The sequence below is a fragment of the Paracoccus sp. (in: a-proteobacteria) genome (assembly GCF_032007265.1).
Taxonomy (GTDB): domain Bacteria; phylum Pseudomonadota; class Alphaproteobacteria; order Rhodobacterales; family Rhodobacteraceae; genus Paracoccus.
Genome location: NZ_DALZMB010000015.1, coordinates 1 through 20895, shown reverse-complemented (window position 1 = coordinate 20895; position 20895 = coordinate 1). Strand labels below are relative to the sequence as shown.

The following is a 20895-nucleotide window of genomic DNA, read 5'->3' as shown; positions in this document are numbered from 1 at the left end:
GTTGGCAAGCGCGTGTCTTGCGACTTGCCGTAAGGGATGATCGATGTGATCAGTCGGAATAAAGCGCGCTCAGGATGCGCTCGGCCTCGGTCCGGCAGGGGGAAAGCTTGTCGCGGTCCTCTCCTGGGAAAAAGCGCGCGCGCAGGGCTGTCGGCATGGGGGCGGGGGCAGCGATCTCGATTTGGGGGCCAAGCTGGGCATTTTCGGCCTGCCAGCTGCGCGCCAAAGCAATTTGCGCGGCTTTCGTCGCGCCGTAGCTGCCAAAGAATTTATGTCCGGCACGCGGATCGTCAAAGAAAAGACCACGCCCGTTGCGACCGCGCAGCAACGGCTCGATCAAGGTGATCAGGCCACTGGTTGCGGTCAGGTTCAGATCGACCGATTTGGCGAAATCGCGCGGGTCGATATGGCCTGCGGGCGAAAGAGGCGCACCGTGAATGGCGGTATGGGCCCAAAGATCGACGCCACCCCAGCGACCCATGACGGATTTCACCATCTGGATCATCGCCTCGGGGTTGGTGACATCCATTGGCGCAAGCGTGGCCGAGCCGCCAAGCGCACGGATGCGGTCGTCAAGCTCCTCCAGCGCGCCGGTGGTGCGGGCAATGGCAAGAATATGCCAGCCACGCGCCGCCAGCCCTTCGGCCAGCGCCGAGCCGAGGCCACGGGAAGCGCCGGTGATCAGCGCGATCTTATTCGGGTCTTTTGGGGCGTTCTCAGACATGGCAACCGTTTCGCATCGCTTGACCTTTCGCGCAAGCCCCGGAAAAGCACGGGGCAGGGCGATCGGGGATTTGGACATGGAAAGGCCCCGGAATTTCGTCCGAGGCCCCTGGAAAAATCTTGCGAGAAATCAGCGCGCGTTCAGCGCAGTGTAATCGCGACGCTCGGCCCCGATATACAGCTGACGCGGGCGGCCGATCTTGCTTTGCGGATCGGCGAGCATTTCTTTCCACTGGGCAACCCAGCCCACGGTGCGCGAAATGGCAAAGATCGGCGTGAACATCGAGGTCGGGAAGCCCATCGCTTCCAAGATGATGCCCGAGTAGAAATCGACGTTGGGATAAAGTTTTTTCTCGATGAAATACTCATCCTCAAGCGCGATCCGCTCGAGTTCCTTGGCGACTTTCAGCGTCTCGTTGTTGTGAATGCCCAGCAGGCCCAGAACCTCGTCTGCCGATTCCTTCATGACCTTGGCGCGCGGGTCGAAGTTCTTATAGACGCGGTGACCAAAGCCCATCAGCTTGAAAGGATCGCTTTTGTCTTTGGCTTTGGCGATATATTCCGGGATGCGGTCAACGGTGCCGATTTCACGCAGCATCTCAAGCGCCGCTTGGTTGGCGCCGCCATGTGCGGGACCCCACAGGCAGGCAATACCCGCCGCGATGCAGGCAAAGGGGTTTGCCCCCGACGAGCCAGCAAGACGGACGGTCGAGGTGGATGCGTTTTGCTCATGATCGGCATGAAGCATCATGATGCGGTCCATCGCCTTGGCCAGAACCGGCGAAACCTCGTAATCCTCGCAGGGAACGGCAAAGCACATGCGCAGGAAGTTTGACGCATAATCAAGGTCGTTCTTGGGATAAACGAAGGGCTGACCGACCGAGTATTTATAGGCCATCGCCGCAATCGTGGGCAGTTTCGCGATCAGGCGGATCGACGCGACTTCACGCTGCCAGGGATCGTTCACATCGGTCGAATCGTGGTAAAAGGCCGACATGGCGCCAACCACACCCACCATGGTCGCCATCGGATGTGCATCGCGACGGAAACCACGGAAGAAGTTGTGCATCTGCTCATGCACCATCGTGTGGCGGGTGATGCGATCCTCGAAATCGGCCATTTGCTCGGCATTGGGCAGCTCGCCGTAAAGCAGCAGATACGAGGTCTCGAGGTGGTTCGATTTCGCAGCAAGCTGGTCGATCGGATAGCCGCGATACCACAGCTCGCCTTTGTCACCGTCAATAAAGGTGATGGTCGATTCGCAGGATGCGGTCGAGGTGAAGCCGGGGTCAAAGGTGAAGACATCGGCATCACTATAGAGCTTTCGGATGTCGATCGCATCGGGACCAACAGTCGGAGAAAGCAACGGCAAATCATACTCTTTGCCGTGGACTTTTACCGTTGCGGATTTAGCGTCTGCCATTCCGTTTTCCTTTCGCCTGAAACCGGCTGATGCCGGCATTTGGTAGGGGCCTCAGCCCAGCTGGTCCTGCATCCGGGCCAGTGATTCTTCTTTCCCGAGGGCGAGCATCATATCAAAGACGCTGGGGGTGGAGCTGCGGCCGGCCAGCACCGCGCGCAACGGTGCGGCAATCTTGCCCAATCCCAGACCATGCGCTTCACCGATTGCTTTGATTGTCCCCTCAAGATCGTCTCGGGACCACGTAACATTCTGCAATGCGGCAGTCAATTCACCGAGTATACCACGGGATACCGAATCAAGCGAGGCGGCTGCTTTTTCATCAGCCACGACCGGGCGTTCGATCAGCGCAAAATGGGCCTGCTCTAGCAGGGCTGGCAATGTTTTTGCCTTTGCTTTCAATACGTCGAGGGCTGCAGACAGGCGCGCGGTTTGGATCTCGGTCAGGGCGGGTTCACCAATTTCGCCGCGGAAATTATTCAACTCGGTCAAAAGCTGGGCATTCTCCATCTGGCCGATGTGGAAACTGCTGACATGTTCAAGCTTTTTGAAGTCAAGCCGCGCCGGAGCCTTGCCGATCCCACTTAGATCGAACCATTCGCGGGCCTGAGCGTCATTGAAAAGTTCGTCATCGCCATGGCTCCAGCCAAGGCGGGCCAGATAGTTGCGCATAGCCGCCGCCGGATAGCCCATTGCGGCATATTCATGCAGCCCAACCGCACCGTGGCGCTTGGATAGTTTTTTACCATCCGTGCCGTGGATCAAGGGAATATGGGCGAAGGTCGGAATGTGCCAGCCCATCGCCGCAAAGATCTGGATCTGACGCGCGGCATTGGTCAGGTGGTCGTCACCGCGAATGATATGGGTCACTCCCATATCATGATCATCCACCACAACCGCATGCATATAGGTGGGGGTTCCGTCCGAGCGCAGCAGGACCATGTCATCCAGCTGGTCATTGCCAAAAGTTACATCACCCTGAACCGCATCGCGCACGATCGTTTGTCCATCGCGCGGCGCTTTGAGGCGGATGACATAGGGCGCGTCGGGATGGCTTGCCGGATCGGCATCGCGCCATGGGCTTTGAAACAAGGTGCTGCGGCCTTCGGCGCGGGCGGCCTCGCGGAAGGCTTCGATTTCCTCGCTGGTCGAGAAGCACTTATAAGCTGTGCCATTAGCCAGCATTTCAAGCGCGACTTCGGCATGGCGATCTTTGCGCGCGAATTGGCTGACTGGCTCGCCATCCCAATCCAGACCAAGCCAGGTCAGACCTTTCAGAATGGCTTCGGTCGCCTCGGGGGTCGAGCGAGCGCGATCGGTATCCTCGATCCGAAGCAGGAATTTTCCCCCACGGCCGCGGGCGTAGAGCCAGTTGAACAGCGCTGTGCGCGCACCGCCAATATGAAGATAGCCGGTGGGCGACGGGGCAAAACGGGTAACGATGGGAAGTTCTTCGGTCATTGGAGGCCTTGATATCGAAGTTCGATGTTAGCTGGCGAATGTTAACATTCCATAAAGGCGAACATGCCATTCTCGGCCCCAGAAATACGCAAGCGCGCGCGTAAGGACAAGGAGAGGCCGTGGTTTCCGTAACGGATCAGGATTTACCCCGCACAGGCTGGTCCAAGCGGTGGCAGCCTCTATGGCAAAAAGCGCTAGAGCGGCCATCGCCGCGAACAAACGCACAAGCTGCGCTCACGCGGGCCGGGCTGATCGTTTGGGCGCCGGTTTGGTTTGCGATGGGGATCGGCCTGTGGTTCTGGTTTTCCTTCGAGCCGGGAACCATCAGCTTTACCCTAGCCTTCTCTGCAATGCTCGCGGGGGCAGGGGCGTACCTTTTCGCAACCAAGCTTGGCGGGCGCGGTCAGATTGTGTGGAAACATTCAGATCGCGTCGCGATGGCAGCTTTGGCGACGATGCTGTTTGCGTCCGGATTTATTGCGGTCGGAATTCGCGCCCGTCTTGTTGCGGCGCCGGTGCTTGGCTTTCATTATTACGGCGCGATCGAGGGCAGGGTGATTGGGATCGATCGCTCATCCGGTGATCGCTTAAGGATTTCATTGGATGAGGTGGTTTTGCAACGAACCACATCCGAACGAACGCCTGAACGTGTCCGCGTGTCTCTTTTGACACCAAACCTGCCCCCCCAGATGGGCGCACGTGTCATGCTGACCGGCCATCTTGGCCCGCCTCCACCACCGACCGAGCCCGGAGGCTTTGATTTTCGCCGCAATGCCTGGTTCGAGCGTCTGGGGGCGGTCGGATATACGCGCAATCCAGTTATGATCGTTGCTCCGGCCAGACCTGCCGGCGCCTTGGTGATGTCCAGGTGGCGCATGCGGCTGTCTGCGCTGATCCAGGGCCAGATCGGCGGCCAAAGCGGTGCGGTTGCCGCAGCGCTGATCAGCGGTGATCGCTCGGGTATTTCCGAGGAAACCAACGAGGTGATGCGCATCGCCAACCTGTATCACATCGTCTCGATCTCGGGCCTGCATATGAGTTTGCTGGCTGGCATGGTTTATAGCGCTTTGAGGGTGCTGGGCGTGGTCTGTGTCGCGCTTGGGGGACGCACTGATCGGCCATTTCACAGATGGGCCGCATTTGGGGCGTTGCTCGCCTCGTTGGTCTATCTGGGCCTCTCGGGCGGTGGCGCGGCAACCGAAAGAGCGTTTTTGATGATTGCGGTTATGTTGATCGCCGTCATGGTCGGGCGCCGCGCGATCTCGCTTCGATCTGTGGCTCTTGCTGCGCTGATTTTGCTGACGATTGCGCCAGAGGTTCTGACCTCTCCGGGCTTTCAGATGAGCTTTGCTGCGACAGTCGCACTGGTCGTCTCTTACCGCTGGTGGACCACATTTGCCGTCTACGTGCCCAAACTCGTGGCGCCTCTGGCGATGCTCTTGTTCACATCTCTAGTTGCAGGCCTGGCAACCGGTCCTTTTGCCGCAATGCATTTCGGACGCATCGCACCATATGGTATGCTTGCCAACTTGCTGGCTGTTCCAATCGTCGGGCTGATCGTCATGCCGATGGGCGTGCTTGCCGTAAGTCTTGCTCCGATCGGGCTGGCTGCAATCCCCCTTTGGCTGATGGGGATTGGCACCAGCTTTATGCTGTGGGTCGCCAAGTGGATCACCAGCTTCGGAGGTGCGGATCTACACCTTTCATCACCGCCCGCAGCGGTCCTGCCTTTGGCTGGGACGGGTATGACGATCCTTATCCTCAGCTGCCAAAGCACGGGCAAACGACAGCCAAGAGGAAAATATTTTCTACCCACGCTGGGGGTGGGTTTGCTTGCCGTTGGTTTTCTTGCTTGGGCCACCTCGGAGCGGCCTAAAATCCTTATATCGGCCGAAGGAAATGCAGTGGGTATAATGACGCCCTCGGGACGGGTCATGTCGCATTCACAAGGTGGGGCGTATTACGCGCGAAGCTGGCTGGAAAGCGATGGCGATCAAGTAGATCCAAGAAATTCCGCTGCACGCCCACTCTGGAACGGCTCGGCTTCGATGCGCCACGCAGAGGTTGTCCAGCAGGGAGAGAAAATAAAGATATATCACCTTTCTGGGCGAGAAGACCATAATATTGAAAAAATATGCCTTGATGCCTCTCTTGTTATATCAAGCAGCGATTTGTCTCAAATGGAAACGGCGCTGAGAAAAGAATGCAATATATTTGATCGTCGAACTTTAAGAAAAAACGGTGGACTTTCAGTGAGTATGCATTCTGGGATTGTTTTAATATCATCTCTCAGTCAGGTCGAGGGTTATCGATTATGGACTGAGCGGTAGGTTGAAAAATATGCAACGGTGATTCAAATTTAGAGATATTATCAATGTTGGGTCTGATCAACAGGGCGATCGAAATATTTCTGCGTGAAACTTATGGTGAAAATTTTTGGCGAGAAGTGGCGAGGAAGTCTGATGTGGATCCCCGGGGGTTTAATAGCCTGAAGGATTATCCCGACAGGGTTACCGCAAAGATGCTTAGAATTTCAGCAGTTAAGTTGGGAAATACCCCAGCGGATATCTTGGAAGATACGGGAAGTTGGATCGTTCGCTTGGAGGCGATTAGACGACTGTTAAGGTTTAGTGGCAGCAACTTCTCAGAGTTTATTTTGTCACTGGAAGATCTCCCTGGGCGGGCACGTATGGCTCTTCCTGGCCTCCACTTTCCTCTCATATCTGTCACAAAAAAGGCCACAAATGAATTTTTGATATTTGGTCAAAATTGGCCTGACGGATTTCAATGGGTTCTTGCGGGGGCACTGCGTGGAATGACAGATGATTATGGCGTGCTCGCCCTCATCGAGGCGGGATTGGATGGAGTGGAAATGAAGATAATCGAGCAAGATTTCGCAGAATCCAAGCCCTTTCAGTTTGCCCTTGGACGTGAAGGGTAGGTTTTATGAAAGGAAATATCATCAACTCATGCGGCATTTCTCGAATTCTGCCGATGAGCATTCAAGTAAATCACGATGGTGAAGTTCTCGAAGCAGGCGCAACTATGCGCCGTCTCATTTCAAATGAGGTCAATTTTTGTGATATTTTCCTGATTGAAAGACCTTTAAAGTTTGCGGGAGAGTTTAGGGAAATATATCAAAATATCACTAATTGTGAGCGGTTGATGGTCAGATTAACGCGAAACCCTGACACAGTCTTACGTGGAAGCGGCGCCGCTTTGAGTGACGAGATATTTTTATTCAATTTTGGGTTTGGATCAGGTCTCTCCGAAGCGGTTCGTGTCTTGAAGTTGAGTGACGCTGATTTTTCGCCGTCTGATCTCGCAATGGAGCTACTTTTTCTTAATGAAGCTAACCTTGCTGTGCAAAATGAATTGGCAAGATTTAACCTTCATCTTGAGGAAGCTAAAAAAGCAGCGGAAGTTCAAGCTTACACAGATCCACTAACGGGGTTGTACAACCGTAGGGGGCTTGATGTTGCTTTGAACTCGGCAATTCGTGAGGCCGAGCATTTGCCTTTTGCCTTGGCGCATATTGATCTCGATTATTTCAAAATGGTCAATGATAAATATGGACATGCTGCCGGTGACCACGTTTTGAAAAAAGTAGCCAAAATATTAAGGCAGGAGACGAGATCTTGCGACACCGTTGCGCGAGTTGGTGGGGATGAATTCGTGCTCGTTTTGCCTGGTCAGAGCCATGAAGGCGCCTTGCAGCGGCTTGGAGAGCGTATGATATCCAGAATCGAACAGGATATAGAATATGGGGAGAGCAAGCTTAAAATATCTGCAAGTATAGGCGTTTCGGTATCAAGTTCGCGACCTGATTATGACGCGGAAAGCATGCTCAGCGACGCTGATGAGGCTCTGTACAGTGCGAAAAATGCCGGAAGGGGAAGGGTTGATATCAATAAATTGTCGGGATGGAGTTTTATGGTTCAGAGGTGATTAAGGTAGCTGTAGAAATCCCCGGCTCATAGAATTCACACGACGAATACAAAGGATTAATGACCTCTCTCGATCCAACCTGATCCGGCCTGCTTCCGACTATTCCATCCTTAGGCGCAGGCAAAAAAATATTGAGGTGTAGATGCCGCATTGCTACGGGCTCGGCCCCCTGAACGTGTTGATCGATAGCACGTAGACCAGATTTCTGGACGATTGTGAGTAGCCGGCTAGTAAGCATTGAACACATCATCGATGCCAATATCGCAAGGTCCATCTGTGAATGGATAGCGCCACCGGCGAATTCCGCGCTGTCGGGTTTACTTCAGGGGACCAACGCGACAGCCTTGTTCGTCCCTATTTTCTGGAGCAGATCGGTATGGTGACTATTGACCGCGCCTTCGGCAGCCGTTGTTGCCACACCGCGATCCTGGAGTGAGGCTGCTCCGCACGCATACCATTGCAAGAGTGGATGAGGATGGCGGTAGGAATGTCTATTCGCGGTCGCTCAAATGGAGATTCTCTGTACTGCCTGTTAGCAGGGTTAAGCCAGCTGAAAGCTCTGGACTGGCTATCACGCCCGATGTCGGACCGAACCATGGAAGAGTTTCTTGAAGGCGTTCGGTGAGCGCATCACATGACACCGACCATCAAACCGCTAAACCCACACCCTCATCGCACCCATGCACCGCTTTAACGCCCTCGGCCCTGCCGAAACTGAGCGGGTCACCTAAGCCCGCTGGCGAGAGGGGGGAGGACGGACCGGCTTGGACTTCTATCATAAAGCCAGAGACCTTTATTCCCGGTGTGTAACTGGCTAGTCAATGCAAGCCGGCAGATCACGGGTGACGTTCTGGGGGCTCTGCCGATGGGTGTCCTGAGGTGTTAGCCTTATAGGCTAGGTGTTGGGCATTCGGGGCAGAGCAGCTCATTCTCCAGCATGTACTAGTCTGCGTTCTTGCACACAAAATGCGTGAGCATTCGCCAGCCCGCCCTGGCACCTGTCGCGAGTTTGAGCTGGCAAGCGCGGCTAAGCGAATGATTCGGCGGATAATGTGCACTCCCAAATCACGGTTGCCGAACGCTTTCTTTACCTGCTCAAGCGTGAACGGATCAGGCGCAGGACTTGCTAGTTGTGCGAAGATGCGTAGCACGAATGTTCGATTGCATTGAGATGTTCGACAACTGGAACCACAAGTATGCGAGAAATGGTTTGCTGCGACCCGCTGATTACGAATGGCTGATCGGGTGAAGAGCCGTGAAGACGTCTAAAAAACGTGGTGCTATTCAATGTGAACCGCTGTGGGCATGACGCTGACCTAGGCGAGGCAGAGCATAAACAAAAACCTAAGATCCAACAGCTCTCCTACCTTTGGGGACCGGGATCGTGGTTGCTAACAACGCCAGCGCAATATAGATTTGCAATCTCAGGTTGACTGATGGCGCGATGGACGAGATTTTTCAGCTAAATGGCTGAAATTAAAACAAATATCATCTTTACTTTTGCGCAGAGGCGGGCGCCTGTCGAGCTTCTCGAGACGATCAAAATCTTCGATAGGGAGCGGAATGCTCAGAGTTCTGTATAACGCGGGTCCGGGTAACGCCTTCGAGACATTTCAAAGGTGGCAGGACCAAGAGCGCGACCTTGTGAACTCGCACGTTGCCTATTCTGGTCAAATGCTAGAGGCATGCGCCCGTCGCGGTGCGGCGTTGATGATCACTTGCAGTCACGAGGGTGGCGAAGAACAGAGGCACGGGAACGTCAAAATTGTTCCTCGAGCAGATCTTTCACGGGGAAAATCTGGGATCTCTTACCACCGTAGCATTGCGGCGAAGGCGTTGCAAAACATTAGAGATGCGATTGATTTCAACGCCGATGTTTTGATTATCTCCGAAGATAGTAACCCATCTCATTATCAGGCTTTGCTTCAACGCGGCGTGCGTATTGTGCAATCTTTGCATACACGCTTATGGATTGACGGCCGCAAGCCAAGTTTTCTGCAGCGGTTGCGCTTAAAGGGCTTTGCCAAAGCCTACTCTTCTGGCGAAATTTCGGTTCTGAGTGCATCCGATGTCATCACCGAACAGGTTGCCGCCTTAACCAAGGGTAAAATGCCGCCCGTTCTGGAGTTTCTTCCCCTTTACTATCCAGAACATTATGCAGACATCCCGCCACCTGCGTTTGATCCAAGCCGGCTTGACATCATGTTTATTGGCCGGATCGAAGAGAATAAGGGCGTTTTCGACCTGGTCTTTATCGCTAATCTATTGCGCGCCCGTAACACAGATTTTCGGTTCCAGATCTGTGGCGAGGGTTCGGCACTTGATCGAATGCGCAAAAAGGTTTCGGATCAAAATCTGGAGAAATACTTCTTGTTTCACGGTTGGTGCGATCGCGATCGGCTACGTGCAGTTATGACGCAATGTCAGGCGACGATTGTTCCAACCCGCAGTGATTTTGTCGAGGGATTTAATCAAGTCATCGTGGAATCAGTCTTGGCGCATCGGCCTGTAATTGCGTCGGACATGTGTCCCGCCGTTTCTTATGTCGGTGAGGCCGCCGTGATGGTGAAGGCTGATGACATCCAGGGGTATGCGGATGCTATTTCTAATCTTTCGCATGATATGGCTGCGCTTGCCGGCCATATTCGTGCCTGCACAGGCGCCGGGCGTCGTTTTCTAGATCCCGACTATTCCTTTGCAACAGCGTTGGATGAGGTTTTCTCGGCAGTCAAAGAAAAACGGGCAGTCAGAACGCGCAGGATCGACCCCAAGGCATTGTGATATAGGCCGTCGAGATATGAAAATATCCGTGCGTTTCTGGTTTTGAGTTACGACTGAGGGTTTGTCAGCATGGCCTATTGCTCGCAAATCTTTGATCGCGAGCAATAGCGTTTTTCAGATCGCTTAGCCCAGCAACCAATTGCCACCGAACATGACAACGATCATGCCAATCGTAAAGATGAGCCAGTTCAAGGCGATTACTTTGCGAGAGGTGTTTGCCTGGGGTAAGGGCGGCGGCTCGGACTTGGTGACAGCCGGGTCAGCATCAATCACCAGCGGAGGAAGCTCCGCAGTAGGTTGTTCATTGTACATAAAATGTCTTCCTAAGATCGTGAAATCTGCCGCGACCTCGTCGGTCGCAGCGATAAAGACCGAGTTAGGAAGCCTTTGGGGGCGCGCGTGATTGCGGGCGTAGGAAGGGTCCATCGTGATGGCGCAGCAGCACAGCTAGGAAGCTGGCAAAGCTGAAGTCGCGTCGCGAGGGGCCAATCTGCAGATCTTGCGCGGGCGAGGGAGAGGCCAGCGGTTGAGTGCTGACCGCATCGTTGCGGCCGGTGATCTGACGGTTGTTTAGCGAAACGACCGCGCTGGAAATCTGATAAAGCTGATCAGCATGACCCGTCGCGCCGTCGTGCTTGGGCCCGGGCGTCAGAGCGAGCAGAAAGGCCAGCAGCACGGCAACCCATAGGCTGACCGAAGTTGATGGGCTGGAACTGATCTCGGGGCGCGTCGGGCTCATATGGCCTGCACTAGGGATTGTGTCCCCATGGTGTCAACCATTTGCGGCATTTGATCATAGCCGGGACAGACCCTAACAGTGAAGGCCTTGGCAAGCACATTGCGGGTGATCGATGTCGCGGTGATATACGCGAAAGCCGACGATCTGAACGGGGGCTTTCGCTGGATGCCGCGTTTACGCTTGTGGCAATTGCACCCCCGAAAGGGCCGAAACCTCGCCCCATGGGGCTGGCAACCATTATGATCGGGGTCAGAAAGACCAGACACAGCCAGATCTTGCAGATGCGGTCTGCACCTCAAGCAACGATTGTGGACCATGCTCACTGCTGACGTGGTCCACAATGGGTTTAGCGTATTGAATTGTTTTTATAACCAATGGTTAATGGTAGGCCCGGAGGGACTCGAACCCCCAACCAAGGCGTTATGAGCGCCCTGCTCTGACCATTGAGCTACAGGCCCCTACCGCTACGCCACATGGATATGCGCAGAGTGACGCTTTGGTCAAGTCGCGATCCCGAACCACCTGCATCGCCTGTCATTTTTTGCAGATGCGCCGCCTAGATGCATCAACTTTCCGCCCTGCGCATTGCCTGATCGCGGGGGTTCGGCTATCGGAAGGGTGGGTGAATTCGGGGGCCGAAACATGAGCGAAGTCAAAACTGGCATGTCCTATGCCGAAGCTGGGGTCGATATCGACGCTGGGAATGCATTGGTCGAAAAGATCAAACCGGCAGCCGCCGCCACCAAGCGCCCCGGCGTCATGGATGCGTTGGGTGGGTTCGGTGCACTTTTTGATCTTCGCGCTGCGGGCTATCAGGATCCGATCCTGGTCGCGGCAACCGACGGGGTAGGGACCAAGCTGCGCATCGCCATCGACACGCAAGAGCTTGACACCGTCGGCATCGATCTGGTCGCCATGTGCGTCAATGACCTGGTGTGTCAGGGTGCCGAGCCTTTGTTCTTCCTTGACTATTTTGCCACCGGAAAGCTTTCGGTCGATGAGGCCGCACGTGTGATCAATGGCATCGCCGAAGGTTGCCGCCGCTCGGGGGCTGCGTTGATCGGCGGCGAGACGGCTGAAATGCCGGGCATGTATCATGGCGGTGACTTCGATCTGGCAGGTTTTGCGGTCGGTGCACTCGAGCGCGGGCAAACGCTGCCGCGCGATGTCAGCGATGGCGATATTCTGATTGGCCTCATGTCGGATGGCGTTCATTCGAACGGCTTTTCCTTGGTGCGCCGGGTTGTTGAAAAGGCAGGGCTCGACTGGAATGACGCGGCACCCTTTGCCAGCGGCACAGTCGGACAGGCATTGCTTGTACCCACGCGCCTTTACGTGCGTCCTGTCTTGCAGGCGATCCGTGCAAAGGGCGTGCATGCCGCAGCCCATATCACCGGGGGCGGCCTGACTGAAAACCTGCCTCGCGTGCTGCCCAAAGGCCTTGGCGCCGAGATCGATCTGAACAGCTGGACCTTGCCGGCCGTATTCGACTGGCTGGCTCAAACCGGCGAAATCAGCGATGCCGAAATGCTCAAAACCTTCAACTCTGGCATCGGCATGGTGCTGGCCGTCGCAGCTGACCGCGCAGAAGCCATCGAAGAGGTGCTGAAAGAGGCCGGCGAAACCACCGCCCGCCTTGGCACCGTCGTCCCGGGCGAGGGCGTGCGCTATTCGGGCAAGCTTCGGTGAAACGCGTCGCCATTCTCATTTCGGGGGGCGGATCAAATATGGTCCGCCTCATCGAATCCATGATTGGCGACCACCCGGCCCGGGCGGTTCTGGTGGGCTCAAATGACCCCGGCGCATCTGGCCTCGCCAAGGCCGCGGCCCTTGGTGTTGATACGTTTGCGGTTGATCATCGCAGCTTCAAAGGCGATCGGCAAAGCTTCGAGGCTGCCCTGCTTGAACATCTTGATCGGGTGCAACCGGACATTCTTTGCCTTGCTGGGTTCATGCGAATCCTGACGCCGGATTTTGTCAGCAAATTCAACGATCGGATGCTGAACATCCATCCTTCATTGCTACCAAAATACCCGGGCCTGCATACCCATGAGCGTGCAATCGCGGCCGGCGACAGCCTTGCTGGCGCGACCGTGCATCTCGTCACGCCGGAACTGGATGCGGGGCCAATTCTGGGGCAGGCTCACGTGCGGATTTTGCCCGATGACGATGCCGCAAGCCTCGCAAGACGGGTGCTTACCCAAGAGCACCGCCTATATCCACAGGTTTTGCGGCGCTTTGCATCAGGTGAGCGAAGCCCCGTCATGCTGTCAGCCCAATAACTCACTCTTCCATGTGAAAATATCCCGGGGGTGCGGGGGCAGCGCCCCCGTAACATGGCTGCACTTTGATCCGGGTGTCGTGGGGGCTATCGGATGCAGGGCCAGCGATCCATGATCAGGCCCCGCACCGATTTTTACTTTTCTGGCAGCAGCCCGCGCGGGGCAAAGCGCAACACCAGCAAAAGCACCAGCCCCATGGCGATAAAGCGCACATGCGGCGCACTGTCGATCAAATGGCTGCGCAATTCACCATCAGGCAGAAGGAAGGTCAGGGTTTCCATCAGCTTCGGCCCCCAGACCTCGGCTTTGATCCATAAAAACCAGATCAGAACTCCGCCCAAAACTGCGCCCCAGTTGTTGCCCGAGCCCCCGACGATCACCATCACCCAGATCAGAAACGTATAGCGCAGCGGGGCATATCCGCCCGGGCTCATGAGCCCGTCCTGCGTGATCATCATCGCACCTGCCAGGCCGATCACGGCCGATCCGATGACAAAGATCTGCAGATGACGGCGCGTGACATCCTTTCCCATGGCCTCAGCTGCGGTTTCATTATCGCGAATGGCGCGCATCATCCGCCCCCAGGGCGAATTCAGCGCCAGCTGCGCCAAAGCGATGATGGCCAGCAAGACCAGCGTGAACAGACCGGTGTACAGCAGCTTGACCCAAAGGCCCGAGGCCGTTGCCGGATCCATGCCAAGCGCCGAAGCGCGCTCGACGAAAGTGGCGCTGGCCTGCAGGTCGATCTCATAGGGAACAGGGCGGGGAATGCCCGACATATTCTTGACCCCGCGCGCCAGCCATTCCTCATTGCGCATGACCGCGACAATGATCTCGCCAATTCCAAGCGTTGCAATCGCCAGATAATCCGAGCGCAGCCCCAGTGCGACTTTTCCCACCCCCCAGGCGGCGATCGCCGCAAACAGCGCGCCAACCGGCCAGGACAGAAGCACGGGCAGCCCCAATCCGCCGATATTGCCGGCCGAGGCCGAGTTATTGGCCTCGATGGCAATGACGGCGGGGTCGAAAAAGCCGCGATATAGCATGAAGCCCGCGATCAGGACGGCGATCATCACCCAAAGATTCCAGGGCTTGGGCAGGCGCTTCCAAGCCTGGACCGCCAGATAAATTGCCACAATCCCAGTGGCAAAGGCTGCGACCAGCCCCCAGCCTCCGGCCTGCCAGGCCCCGTCAATCGGCTTGGTCGCGATCAATACGGGCGCCAGCCCGCCAATTGCGACGAAACCGACGACACCGGCATTGAACAGCCCGGCATAGCCCCATTGCAGGTTGATGCCCAAAGCCATGACCGCCGAGATCAGGCCCATGTTCAGAATGGTCAGCGCAGAGTTCCAGCTTCCTGAGAATACCGCGTTCCTTGTTGTCCCTTCCAGGATGAACAGCAGCGCCACGACTGCAAAAAGCAATGGAGCGCGCCAGCCAGAGGTCGTGTCAGCTTGACGAGTATTGGACATGACTTCCCCTCAGAAGGATTTGCCGCGAAACAGCCCCGTGGGCCGTATCAGCAAGACGACGATCAGGATTACAAAGCTGACCGCCACTTTATATTCGGTCGATAGCAGCTGAAGCATCCCCTCGGGGTGCCAGTAGGGGAACAGATATCCCGCAACCTTGGTCCACAGATAGGTCACCCCCACCTCGGAAAACGCGATGATGAATCCCCCCGCCAAAGCACCAAGCGGATTGCCCAGCCCTCCAACAATAGCCGCAGCAAAGATCGGCAAAAGGAACTGGAAATAGTTGAAAGCCTTGAAGCTTTTATCCAGCCCGTAAAGCACGCCTGCGGTTGTGGCCAGCGCCGCGGCAATCAGCCAGGTCAGGCGCACCACGCGCTCGGGATCAATGCCCGACAGCAGGGCCAGATCTTCATTGTCGGAATAGGCGCGCATGGCCTTGCCCGATTTGGTCCTGTTCAGGAAGCGGAACAGCGCGATACAGGCAATTGCCGTCACCACCAATGTGATGACCTGGCTAGAACGCAGCGCCAACCCCTCTTGCAGCCCGGTCAGGCGCTTGAATGTCGCGACATCGATGACAAATCGCGCGCCGTCGTCAAAGCGGATCTCGCCGACGCCGATCACGATGCGCGTTAACCCATTCATCACGAACATCACCCCGACCGAGGCCATGACCATGATGATCGGCGCCGCGCGTTTGCGGCGATAAAAGCGATAGACCAAGCGGTCAGTGCCGATGCAAAGCAGCCCCGTCAGCACGATTGCGACCGGCAAGGCCAGCAGGGCAACGGGCAGGGGATAGATCGAGACGCCAAGCGCCATCAACCCCCAGGTCACCAGAATGCAAAGCGCCGTGCCAAAGGCCATCGTGTCGCCATGGGCGAAGTTGGAAAACCGCAAGATCCCATAGATCAGGGTGACGCCAAGTGCGCCAAGGGCCAGCTGCGCGCCATAGGCTGCGGCAGGAATGACGACGAAATTAAGGACCACCACCAGGGCGTTGAGAATATCCATGCCTTAGCCCCCCAAAAAGGTCCGGCGCACGTCCGGATCAGCCATGAGGGCTTTGCCTGTGTCCGTATAGCGATTGCAGCCTTGCACAAGGACATAGCCAATATCAGCGATTTCAAGCGCCTGGCGTGCGTTCTGCTCGACCATCAGGATCGAAATTCCACTGCGCGAGATTTCGATGATGCGGTCGAACAGCTCGTCCATGACGATGGGGGATACGCCCGCAGTCGGCTCATCCAGCATCAAAAGCGAGGGGCGCGTCATCAAGGCACGCCCGACGGCCACCTGTTGGCGCTGACCACCAGACAGCTCTCCGGCATTCTGGCGGCGTTTGTCAGCCACCGCCGGGAACAGCTCGTAAACCTGTGCCAGCGTGGCACGATAATCGTCGCTGCGGATAAAGGCGCCCATTTCAAGGTTTTCCTCGACCGTCATCGAGGGAAAAATATTATGCGTCTGGGGCACAAAACCCATGCCCTTATGCACCCGCTCTTGGGGAGAAAGCGCGGTGATATCCTCGCCATCCAGCAAGACCGTGCCTTCGCGCAGCGACAACATGCCAAAGACCGCCTTCATCGCGGTCGATTTGCCTGCGCCGTTGGGGCCGACGATGACGGCAATCTGGCCCTTTTCGACGGTAATGGTGCAATCGTTCAGAATATCGGCCTTGCCATAGCCGCCGCGCATATTGGTTGCGGAAAGATAGGGTAGGCTCATGGCTGATCCCCCGTTCCACTTTGATCGCCAAGGCCCGGCTGTGCGCCGTGGCTTTCGTTCTGCACGCGCTCGTGTTCGATTTCCGAGGTGACTTTGTTTTTCAGGCCGGTGCCAAGATAGGCTTCAATCACGGCCTCGTTTTCCATGATATGCTGTGCCGAGCCCTGTGCCAGAACCTTGCCCTCGGCCATGACGATCACGGGGTCGCAAAGGCGTCCGATAAAATCCATATCGTGTTCGATGACGCAGAACGTATAGCCGCGTTCGCGGTTCAGGCGCACGATGGCATCACCGATCGTCCCCAAAAGGGTGCGGTTCACACCTGCGCCGACCTCGTCCAGAAAGACGATCCTTGCGTCCACCATCATGGTGCGACCCAGTTCCAACAGCTTCTTTTGACCGCCCGACAGGTTGCCCGCCTTTTCATCCGCAACATGTGAGATGGTCAGAAAGTCCAAAACCTCATCGGCCTTTTGGCGCAATGCGCGTTCCTCGTCGCGGATCTTGCCGCGCTGGAACCAGGCGTTCCACAGGGTTTCACCCGTCTGTCCGCCGGGGACCATCATCAGGTTTTCGCGCACTGTCATCGAGGCAAACTCATGGGCCAGCTGAAAGGTCCGCAGCAGGCCTTTATGGAACAACTCATGCGGAGGCAGCCCGGTGATATCCTCACCATCCATGATCACACGACCCGAGGTCGGCTTAAGAACGCCAGCAATCACGTTGAAAAGGGTGGACTTTCCTGCGCCGTTCGGGCCGATCAGTCCGGTGATCGAGCCGGTCTCGATCGTTAGACTTGTGCCTTGAACTGCGCGGAATCCCCCAAAATGCTTATGCAGGTCATGGACCTGGATCATGTTACTCCCCAGTCCCCGCTTTTTTGCGAGGTTATCTTATCAGCGCATTGGTCTTATTGAAAAAAGGCCCGATATGAACCGGGCCTTTTTGATACAATCAGCGGAACTTGATGACGTTCATCTTGCCGCCTTTGAAGTCTACTTCGCGGTAGACGCCAGCGGTTTCACCCGGCTCCAGCATCTCGACCGAAGTCGCGCCGACGTAATCGATATCGGTGCCTGCCGCGAGCAGCTCTAGGCCCTTGGCCAGCTCACCGGGATAGATCTTCTCACCCGGAGCGTTGGCAATCTCCATGATCTTGTCTTTATAGACTTTGGGATCGGATGATTTTGCTGCTTCCATCGCCAGCAAAATCATGGCCGCGGCGTCATAGGATTCGCCCGCAAAGGCCGAAGTGCCGTCAAAGCCACCAGCCTTGGCGATGGCATCGAACTTGTCATGGCCTTCGCCATCAGCCGACGGGTTCTGACCGAAAGAGGTTTCAAGCTGGTTGCCGAATTTATCGACCAGAACCTGCGAGATCATGCCATCGGGGAATACGAAGGTGCTGAAGGCACCCGAATCAAGCGCGCCCTGCACGATGCCAGAGCCACCCTGATCGACGTAGCCTGCCACAACCAGCGCATCGCCGCCCGCTGCGGCCAGTGCGGCGACCTCGGCCGAATAGTCGGCTTTGCCGTCATCATGTGCGGCGTTCATCGTGACCTTGCCGCCCTTGCCCTCGTAGGCTTTGACGAAACTATCGGCCAGACCTTTGCCATAGTCGTTGTTGGTATAGGTCACGGCGACCGATTTGATGCCATGTTCCAGCGTGATATCCGCCATCACATCACCCTGACGTGCGTCAGAGGGCGAGGTGCGGAAGAAAAAGCCCTTGTCGTCGATATCGGTCAGTGCGGGCGAGGTCGCGGAAGGAGAGATCATGACCATGCCATTGGGCACGCCGACTTTTTCCAACGAAGCGATGGTCTCGCCCGAGCACATGCCGCCGATGATGCCCTTGACGCCATCGGCCGTCACCAGCCGCTCGACTGCGGCCACGGCCGCTGCGGCATCGGTACAGGTGCTATCGGCCTGAACAATGCTGACGGTCGAGCCATCCAGCAGTTTGCCGCTGTCTGAAACCTCTTTGGCGGCCGCCTCGACGCTTTTCAGCATGTTGGGCGACATCGATTCCAGCGGGCCGGTAAAGCCAAAGGATACACCAAGCTTGATGTCCTCGGCCGAGGCCACGCCCGCAACCATGACGCTGGCGACAGATGCGAGAAGCAGTTTTTTCATGTCGATCTCCCTGTTCGGAATGTTATCCGAATTTCAGGCTATAAGCGCTTTGATCAAAAGAAAAGCGTCATGACATGGGGGTTATATTGGACTTTTCGCTTGCCCTTGCGGCAAGCACGGCCGCCACTTGATCGGGACGGCCCGTCAGGGCGGCATGTCCCAGCCTAACGCACCGGCAGTGCTTGCAGGCTGCGCTGACGATGGGGTGTGCTGCCAAAGGCCGCGCGATAGCATTTGGCGAAATGCGAAACGCTGTTGAAACCGCAAGCCAGCGCAATCTCGATGACGGTCATTTCGGTTTGCAGCAGCAGGTTTCTTGCCCGCTCCAGCCGGATATCCATGTAATAGCGTTTGGGCGAGCGACCAAGGTAGCGCCCGAACAGACGCTCCATCTGGCGCGGTGAAATCCCAGCATCATTGGCCAGCTGCACGGGGCTGACCGGGTCTTCCAGATTTGCCTCCATTCGGGCGGCGATCGCGGCCAGTTTAGGGTGGCGCACGCCGATCCGAGAGGGGATGGACAGGCGTTGCTGATCGCCCTCGGTTCTGATTGCGGTGTGGATCATCTGGTCCGCCACGCGTGCCGCCAGATCCGCCCCCTGATCGCGCGCAATCTGGCGCAACATCAGATCAATGGCAGCAGTGCCGCCGGCTGCGGTCAGAAAAGGGCCATCCTCGACGAAAACCGAGCGGATCAGGTTCACATCGGGAAAATCCTCGGCAAAGCCATCCTGATTTTCCCAGTGAATGGTCGCCCGGCGACCGTCCAGAAGACCGGCCTCGGCCAAGGCGCGCGCCCCGGTGCATAGCGCGCCAAGGCGCGCACCCTGACGCGCGGCGCGGCGCAGCCAGCCCAGAATCGGGCGCGTTGTGGCCCGCCGGACATCGATGCCTCCGCATACAAGAATGGTATCCTCGCGCTGCGTTTCCTCTAACCCGCCATCCAGCGCAATGCGGCTGCCGTTCGAGCAGACGGCCTCGGTCCCCTCGGGGCCAAGAAGGCGCCAACTGTAAAGCTGACGACCCGAGATACGATTGGCCAGGCGCAGGGGCTCGATCGCGGCAGCAAAGGAAATCAGGGTGAAGCGGTCCAGCAACAAGAACAAATAGCGCTGGACCCGCTCGGGGGCGGCATAGGCGCGGGGGGCTGGTGCCATTTGAGGGGAGATAGCTTGGTCGGACATGGTCTTTGGCCCTGAAACGAATGTCTGAAGAACATCAGCCCTTCGGTGCAGGCGCAAGTCCCTCCCTTAGGCTTTCCCTTTCGAGTCTGGGCCTCTATATATTCGGGGCTGAACATGAAGGACCAGACCATGGCAGATACTACGCGTCACACCGCGACCGCAACTCAGGCCTGGGACAAGCGTGGCTGGCGTTACCGCCCGCGCGTCCAGATGCCTGATTATCCCGATGCCGCCGCACTTGCGGGTGTCGAGGCTCAGCTTGCGAAATATCCGCCTTTGGTTTTTGCGGGCGAGGCGCGTCGCCTTCGCGCACATTTGGCTGATGTCGCCCAAGGGCGTGCCTTCCTGTTGCAGGGCGGCGATTGCGCCGAAAGCTTCAGTGAATTCTCGGCCGACAATATCCGCGACACCTTCAAGGTGATGTTGCAGATGGCGGTTGTTCTGACCTGGGGCGCACAGCTTCCTGTGATCAAGGTTGGCCGTATGGCTGGCCAATTCGCCAAGCCGCGCTCGGCGCCGATGGAAAAAATTGGCGATGTTGAGCTGCCCAGCTATCGCGGCGACATCATCAACGGCTTTGACTTCACCGCTGATGCCCGCATTCCCGATCCCCAGCGTATGTTGGCGGCTTACACGCAGGCTGCGGCCTCGTTGAACCTGCTGCGCGCGTTTTCGACCGGCGGCTATGCCGATATCCATCGCGTGCAAAGCTGGATCTCGGACTTCACCGGCGGCGACGAGGCTGCGCGCTACCGCGATATTGCGGATCGTATCTCTGATGCGATGGCATTCATGGCTGCGGCGGGCGTCACCGGAGAAACTGCCCATGAACTCGCGCAGGTCGAGTTCTACACCAGCCACGAAGCGCTGCTTTTGGAATATGAAGAAGCACTGGCACGGATCGATTCCACCACCGGTCTTCCGGTGGCAGGTTCGGGTCACATGATCTGGATTGGCGACCGTACGCGTCAGGTTGATGGCGCGCATGTCGAATTCTGCCGCGGCGTTCAAA

At 56.8% G+C, this 20895-nt stretch carries 19 protein-coding genes and 1 tRNA gene; 8 read left to right on the top strand and 12 right to left on the bottom strand.

Annotation, left to right across the window (positions count from 1 at the left end):
* Nucleotides 1-49: 49 nt before the first annotated feature.
* The 3 genes from RTS12_RS05115 to gltX form a co-directional block, all read right to left on the bottom strand.
* Nucleotides 50-724, bottom strand: coding sequence for an SDR family NAD(P)-dependent oxidoreductase (locus RTS12_RS05115; RefSeq protein ID WP_312526196.1), 675 nt, complete (start codon nt 722-724; stop codon nt 50-52).
* Nucleotides 725-853: 129 nt separating this feature from the next.
* Nucleotides 854-2146: a citrate synthase gene (gltA, locus tag RTS12_RS05110; RefSeq protein WP_312526133.1), complete on the bottom strand. Its 1293-nt coding sequence runs from the start codon at nt 2144-2146 to the stop codon at nt 854-856.
* Nucleotides 2147-2197: 51 nt separating this feature from the next.
* Nucleotides 2198-3604, bottom strand: coding sequence for a glutamate--tRNA ligase (gene gltX, locus RTS12_RS05105; RefSeq protein WP_312526131.1), 1407 nt, complete (start codon nt 3602-3604; stop codon nt 2198-2200).
* Nucleotides 3605-3723: 119 nt separating this feature from the next.
* Between gltX and RTS12_RS05100 the strand changes: the two genes are divergently transcribed.
* From RTS12_RS05100 to RTS12_RS05080, 5 genes are all read left to right on the top strand, one after another.
* Nucleotides 3724-5934, top strand: coding sequence for a ComEC/Rec2 family competence protein (locus tag RTS12_RS05100; RefSeq protein WP_312526129.1), 2211 nt, complete (start codon nt 3724-3726; stop codon nt 5932-5934).
* Nucleotides 5935-5978: 44 nt separating this feature from the next.
* Entirely contained in the window at nt 5979-6545 is a 567-nt protein-coding gene (locus RTS12_RS05095) for a heme NO-binding domain-containing protein (protein ID WP_312526127.1), read from the top strand.
* A gap of 5 nt (nt 6546-6550) precedes the next feature.
* The gene (locus RTS12_RS05090) at nt 6551-7552 is read left to right on the top strand and encodes a GGDEF domain-containing protein (protein ID WP_312526124.1); all 1002 of its coding nucleotides are present in this window, start codon (nt 6551-6553) and stop codon (nt 7550-7552) included.
* Between the two features lie 280 nt (nt 7553-7832).
* Nucleotides 7833-7988 carry a hypothetical protein gene (locus RTS12_RS05085; RefSeq protein WP_312526123.1) on the top strand — a complete coding sequence of 52 codons (156 nt, stop codon included), beginning with the start codon at nt 7833-7835 and terminating at the stop codon, nt 7986-7988.
* Between the two features lie 1127 nt (nt 7989-9115).
* Nucleotides 9116-10333 (top strand): glycosyltransferase, encoded by a 1218-nt coding sequence (locus tag RTS12_RS05080; RefSeq protein ID WP_312526121.1) that lies wholly within the window; start codon nt 9116-9118, stop codon nt 10331-10333.
* 123 nt (nt 10334-10456) lie between these two features.
* On the opposite strand, the gene RTS12_RS05075 is transcribed toward RTS12_RS05080, so the two are convergent.
* The 3 genes from RTS12_RS05075 to RTS12_RS05065 form a co-directional block, all read right to left on the bottom strand.
* Nucleotides 10457-10645, bottom strand: a complete 189-nt coding sequence (locus tag RTS12_RS05075; protein ID WP_312526119.1) for a hypothetical protein — start codon at nt 10643-10645, stop codon at nt 10457-10459.
* A gap of 64 nt (nt 10646-10709) precedes the next feature.
* Entirely contained in the window at nt 10710-11072 is a 363-nt protein-coding gene (locus RTS12_RS05070; protein WP_312526117.1) for a hypothetical protein, read from the bottom strand.
* A 382-nt stretch (nt 11073-11454) separates the two neighbouring features.
* Nucleotides 11455-11530, bottom strand: a tRNA-Ile gene (locus RTS12_RS05065).
* 184 nt (nt 11531-11714) lie between these two features.
* Between RTS12_RS05065 and purM the strand changes: the two genes are divergently transcribed.
* Both purM and purN read left to right on the top strand, forming a co-directional pair.
* The gene (gene purM / locus RTS12_RS05060) at nt 11715-12761 is read left to right on the top strand and encodes a phosphoribosylformylglycinamidine cyclo-ligase (protein WP_312526116.1); all 1047 of its coding nucleotides are present in this window, start codon (nt 11715-11717) and stop codon (nt 12759-12761) included.
* Nucleotides 12758-13354, top strand: a complete 597-nt coding sequence (gene purN / locus RTS12_RS05055) for a phosphoribosylglycinamide formyltransferase (protein ID WP_312526115.1) — start codon at nt 12758-12760, stop codon at nt 13352-13354. The genes purM and purN overlap by 4 nt, the downstream gene beginning before the upstream one ends.
* A gap of 134 nt (nt 13355-13488) precedes the next feature.
* On the opposite strand, the gene RTS12_RS05050 is transcribed toward purN, so the two are convergent.
* From RTS12_RS05050 to RTS12_RS05025, 6 genes are all read right to left on the bottom strand, one after another.
* Entirely contained in the window at nt 13489-14829 is a 1341-nt protein-coding gene (locus RTS12_RS05050; RefSeq protein ID WP_312526113.1) for a branched-chain amino acid ABC transporter permease, read from the bottom strand.
* Nucleotides 14830-14838: 9 nt separating this feature from the next.
* Complete coding sequence (locus RTS12_RS05045; RefSeq protein WP_312526111.1) at nt 14839-15846, bottom strand: branched-chain amino acid ABC transporter permease; 1008 nt, start codon at nt 15844-15846, stop codon at nt 14839-14841.
* Nucleotides 15847-15849: 3 nt separating this feature from the next.
* Nucleotides 15850-16560, bottom strand: coding sequence for an ABC transporter ATP-binding protein (locus tag RTS12_RS05040; RefSeq protein WP_312526109.1), 711 nt, complete (start codon nt 16558-16560; stop codon nt 15850-15852).
* The gene (locus RTS12_RS05035; protein WP_312526107.1) at nt 16557-17417 is read right to left on the bottom strand and encodes an ABC transporter ATP-binding protein; all 861 of its coding nucleotides are present in this window, start codon (nt 17415-17417) and stop codon (nt 16557-16559) included. Before RTS12_RS05035 ends, RTS12_RS05040 begins: the two co-directional genes overlap by 4 nt.
* 97 nt (nt 17418-17514) lie before the next feature.
* Nucleotides 17515-18699: an ABC transporter substrate-binding protein gene (locus RTS12_RS05030; protein ID WP_312526105.1), complete on the bottom strand. Its 1185-nt coding sequence runs from the start codon at nt 18697-18699 to the stop codon at nt 17515-17517.
* Between the two features lie 164 nt (nt 18700-18863).
* Nucleotides 18864-19856: a GlxA family transcriptional regulator gene (locus RTS12_RS05025; RefSeq protein WP_312526194.1), complete on the bottom strand. Its 993-nt coding sequence runs from the start codon at nt 19854-19856 to the stop codon at nt 18864-18866.
* A 156-nt stretch (nt 19857-20012) separates the two neighbouring features.
* Here RTS12_RS05025 and RTS12_RS05020 point away from each other — a divergent pair.
* Nucleotides 20013-20895, top strand: an 883-nt coding sequence (locus RTS12_RS05020; RefSeq protein WP_312526103.1) for a 3-deoxy-7-phosphoheptulonate synthase, incomplete at its 3' end; no start/stop codon positions are given.

Excerpts from the sequence above, each read along its gene's own strand:
- RTS12_RS05115 (WP_312526196.1), bottom strand. The coding sequence starts at position 724 with ATGTCTGAGAACGCCCCAAAAGACCCGAATAAGATCGCGCTGATCACC.
- gltA (WP_312526133.1), bottom strand. The coding sequence starts at position 2,146 with ATGGCAGACGCTAAATCCGCAACGGTAAAAGTCCACGGCAAAGAGTAT.
- gltX (WP_312526131.1), bottom strand. The coding sequence starts at position 3,604 with ATGACCGAAGAACTTCCCATCGTTACCCGTTTTGCCCCGTCGCCCACC.
- RTS12_RS05095 (WP_312526127.1), top strand. The coding sequence starts at position 5,979 with ATGTTGGGTCTGATCAACAGGGCGATCGAAATATTTCTGCGTGAAACT.
- RTS12_RS05090 (WP_312526124.1), top strand. The coding sequence starts at position 6,551 with ATGAAAGGAAATATCATCAACTCATGCGGCATTTCTCGAATTCTGCCG.
- RTS12_RS05085 (WP_312526123.1), top strand. The coding sequence starts at position 7,833 with ATGGATAGCGCCACCGGCGAATTCCGCGCTGTCGGGTTTACTTCAGGG.
- RTS12_RS05080 (WP_312526121.1), top strand. The coding sequence starts at position 9,116 with ATGCTCAGAGTTCTGTATAACGCGGGTCCGGGTAACGCCTTCGAGACA.
- RTS12_RS05075 (WP_312526119.1), bottom strand. The coding sequence starts at position 10,645 with ATGTACAATGAACAACCTACTGCGGAGCTTCCTCCGCTGGTGATTGAT.
- RTS12_RS05070 (WP_312526117.1), bottom strand. The coding sequence starts at position 11,072 with ATGAGCCCGACGCGCCCCGAGATCAGTTCCAGCCCATCAACTTCGGTC.
- purM (WP_312526116.1), top strand. The coding sequence starts at position 11,715 with ATGAGCGAAGTCAAAACTGGCATGTCCTATGCCGAAGCTGGGGTCGAT.
- RTS12_RS05050 (WP_312526113.1), bottom strand. The coding sequence starts at position 14,829 with ATGTCCAATACTCGTCAAGCTGACACGACCTCTGGCTGGCGCGCTCCA.
- RTS12_RS05045 (WP_312526111.1), bottom strand. The coding sequence starts at position 15,846 with ATGGATATTCTCAACGCCCTGGTGGTGGTCCTTAATTTCGTCGTCATT.
- RTS12_RS05040 (WP_312526109.1), bottom strand. The coding sequence starts at position 16,560 with ATGAGCCTACCCTATCTTTCCGCAACCAATATGCGCGGCGGCTATGGC.
- RTS12_RS05035 (WP_312526107.1), bottom strand. The coding sequence starts at position 17,417 with ATGATCCAGGTCCATGACCTGCATAAGCATTTTGGGGGATTCCGCGCA.
- RTS12_RS05030 (WP_312526105.1), bottom strand. The coding sequence starts at position 18,699 with ATGAAAAAACTGCTTCTCGCATCTGTCGCCAGCGTCATGGTTGCGGGC.
- RTS12_RS05025 (WP_312526194.1), bottom strand. The coding sequence starts at position 19,856 with ATGGCACCAGCCCCCCGCGCCTATGCCGCCCCCGAGCGGGTCCAGCGC.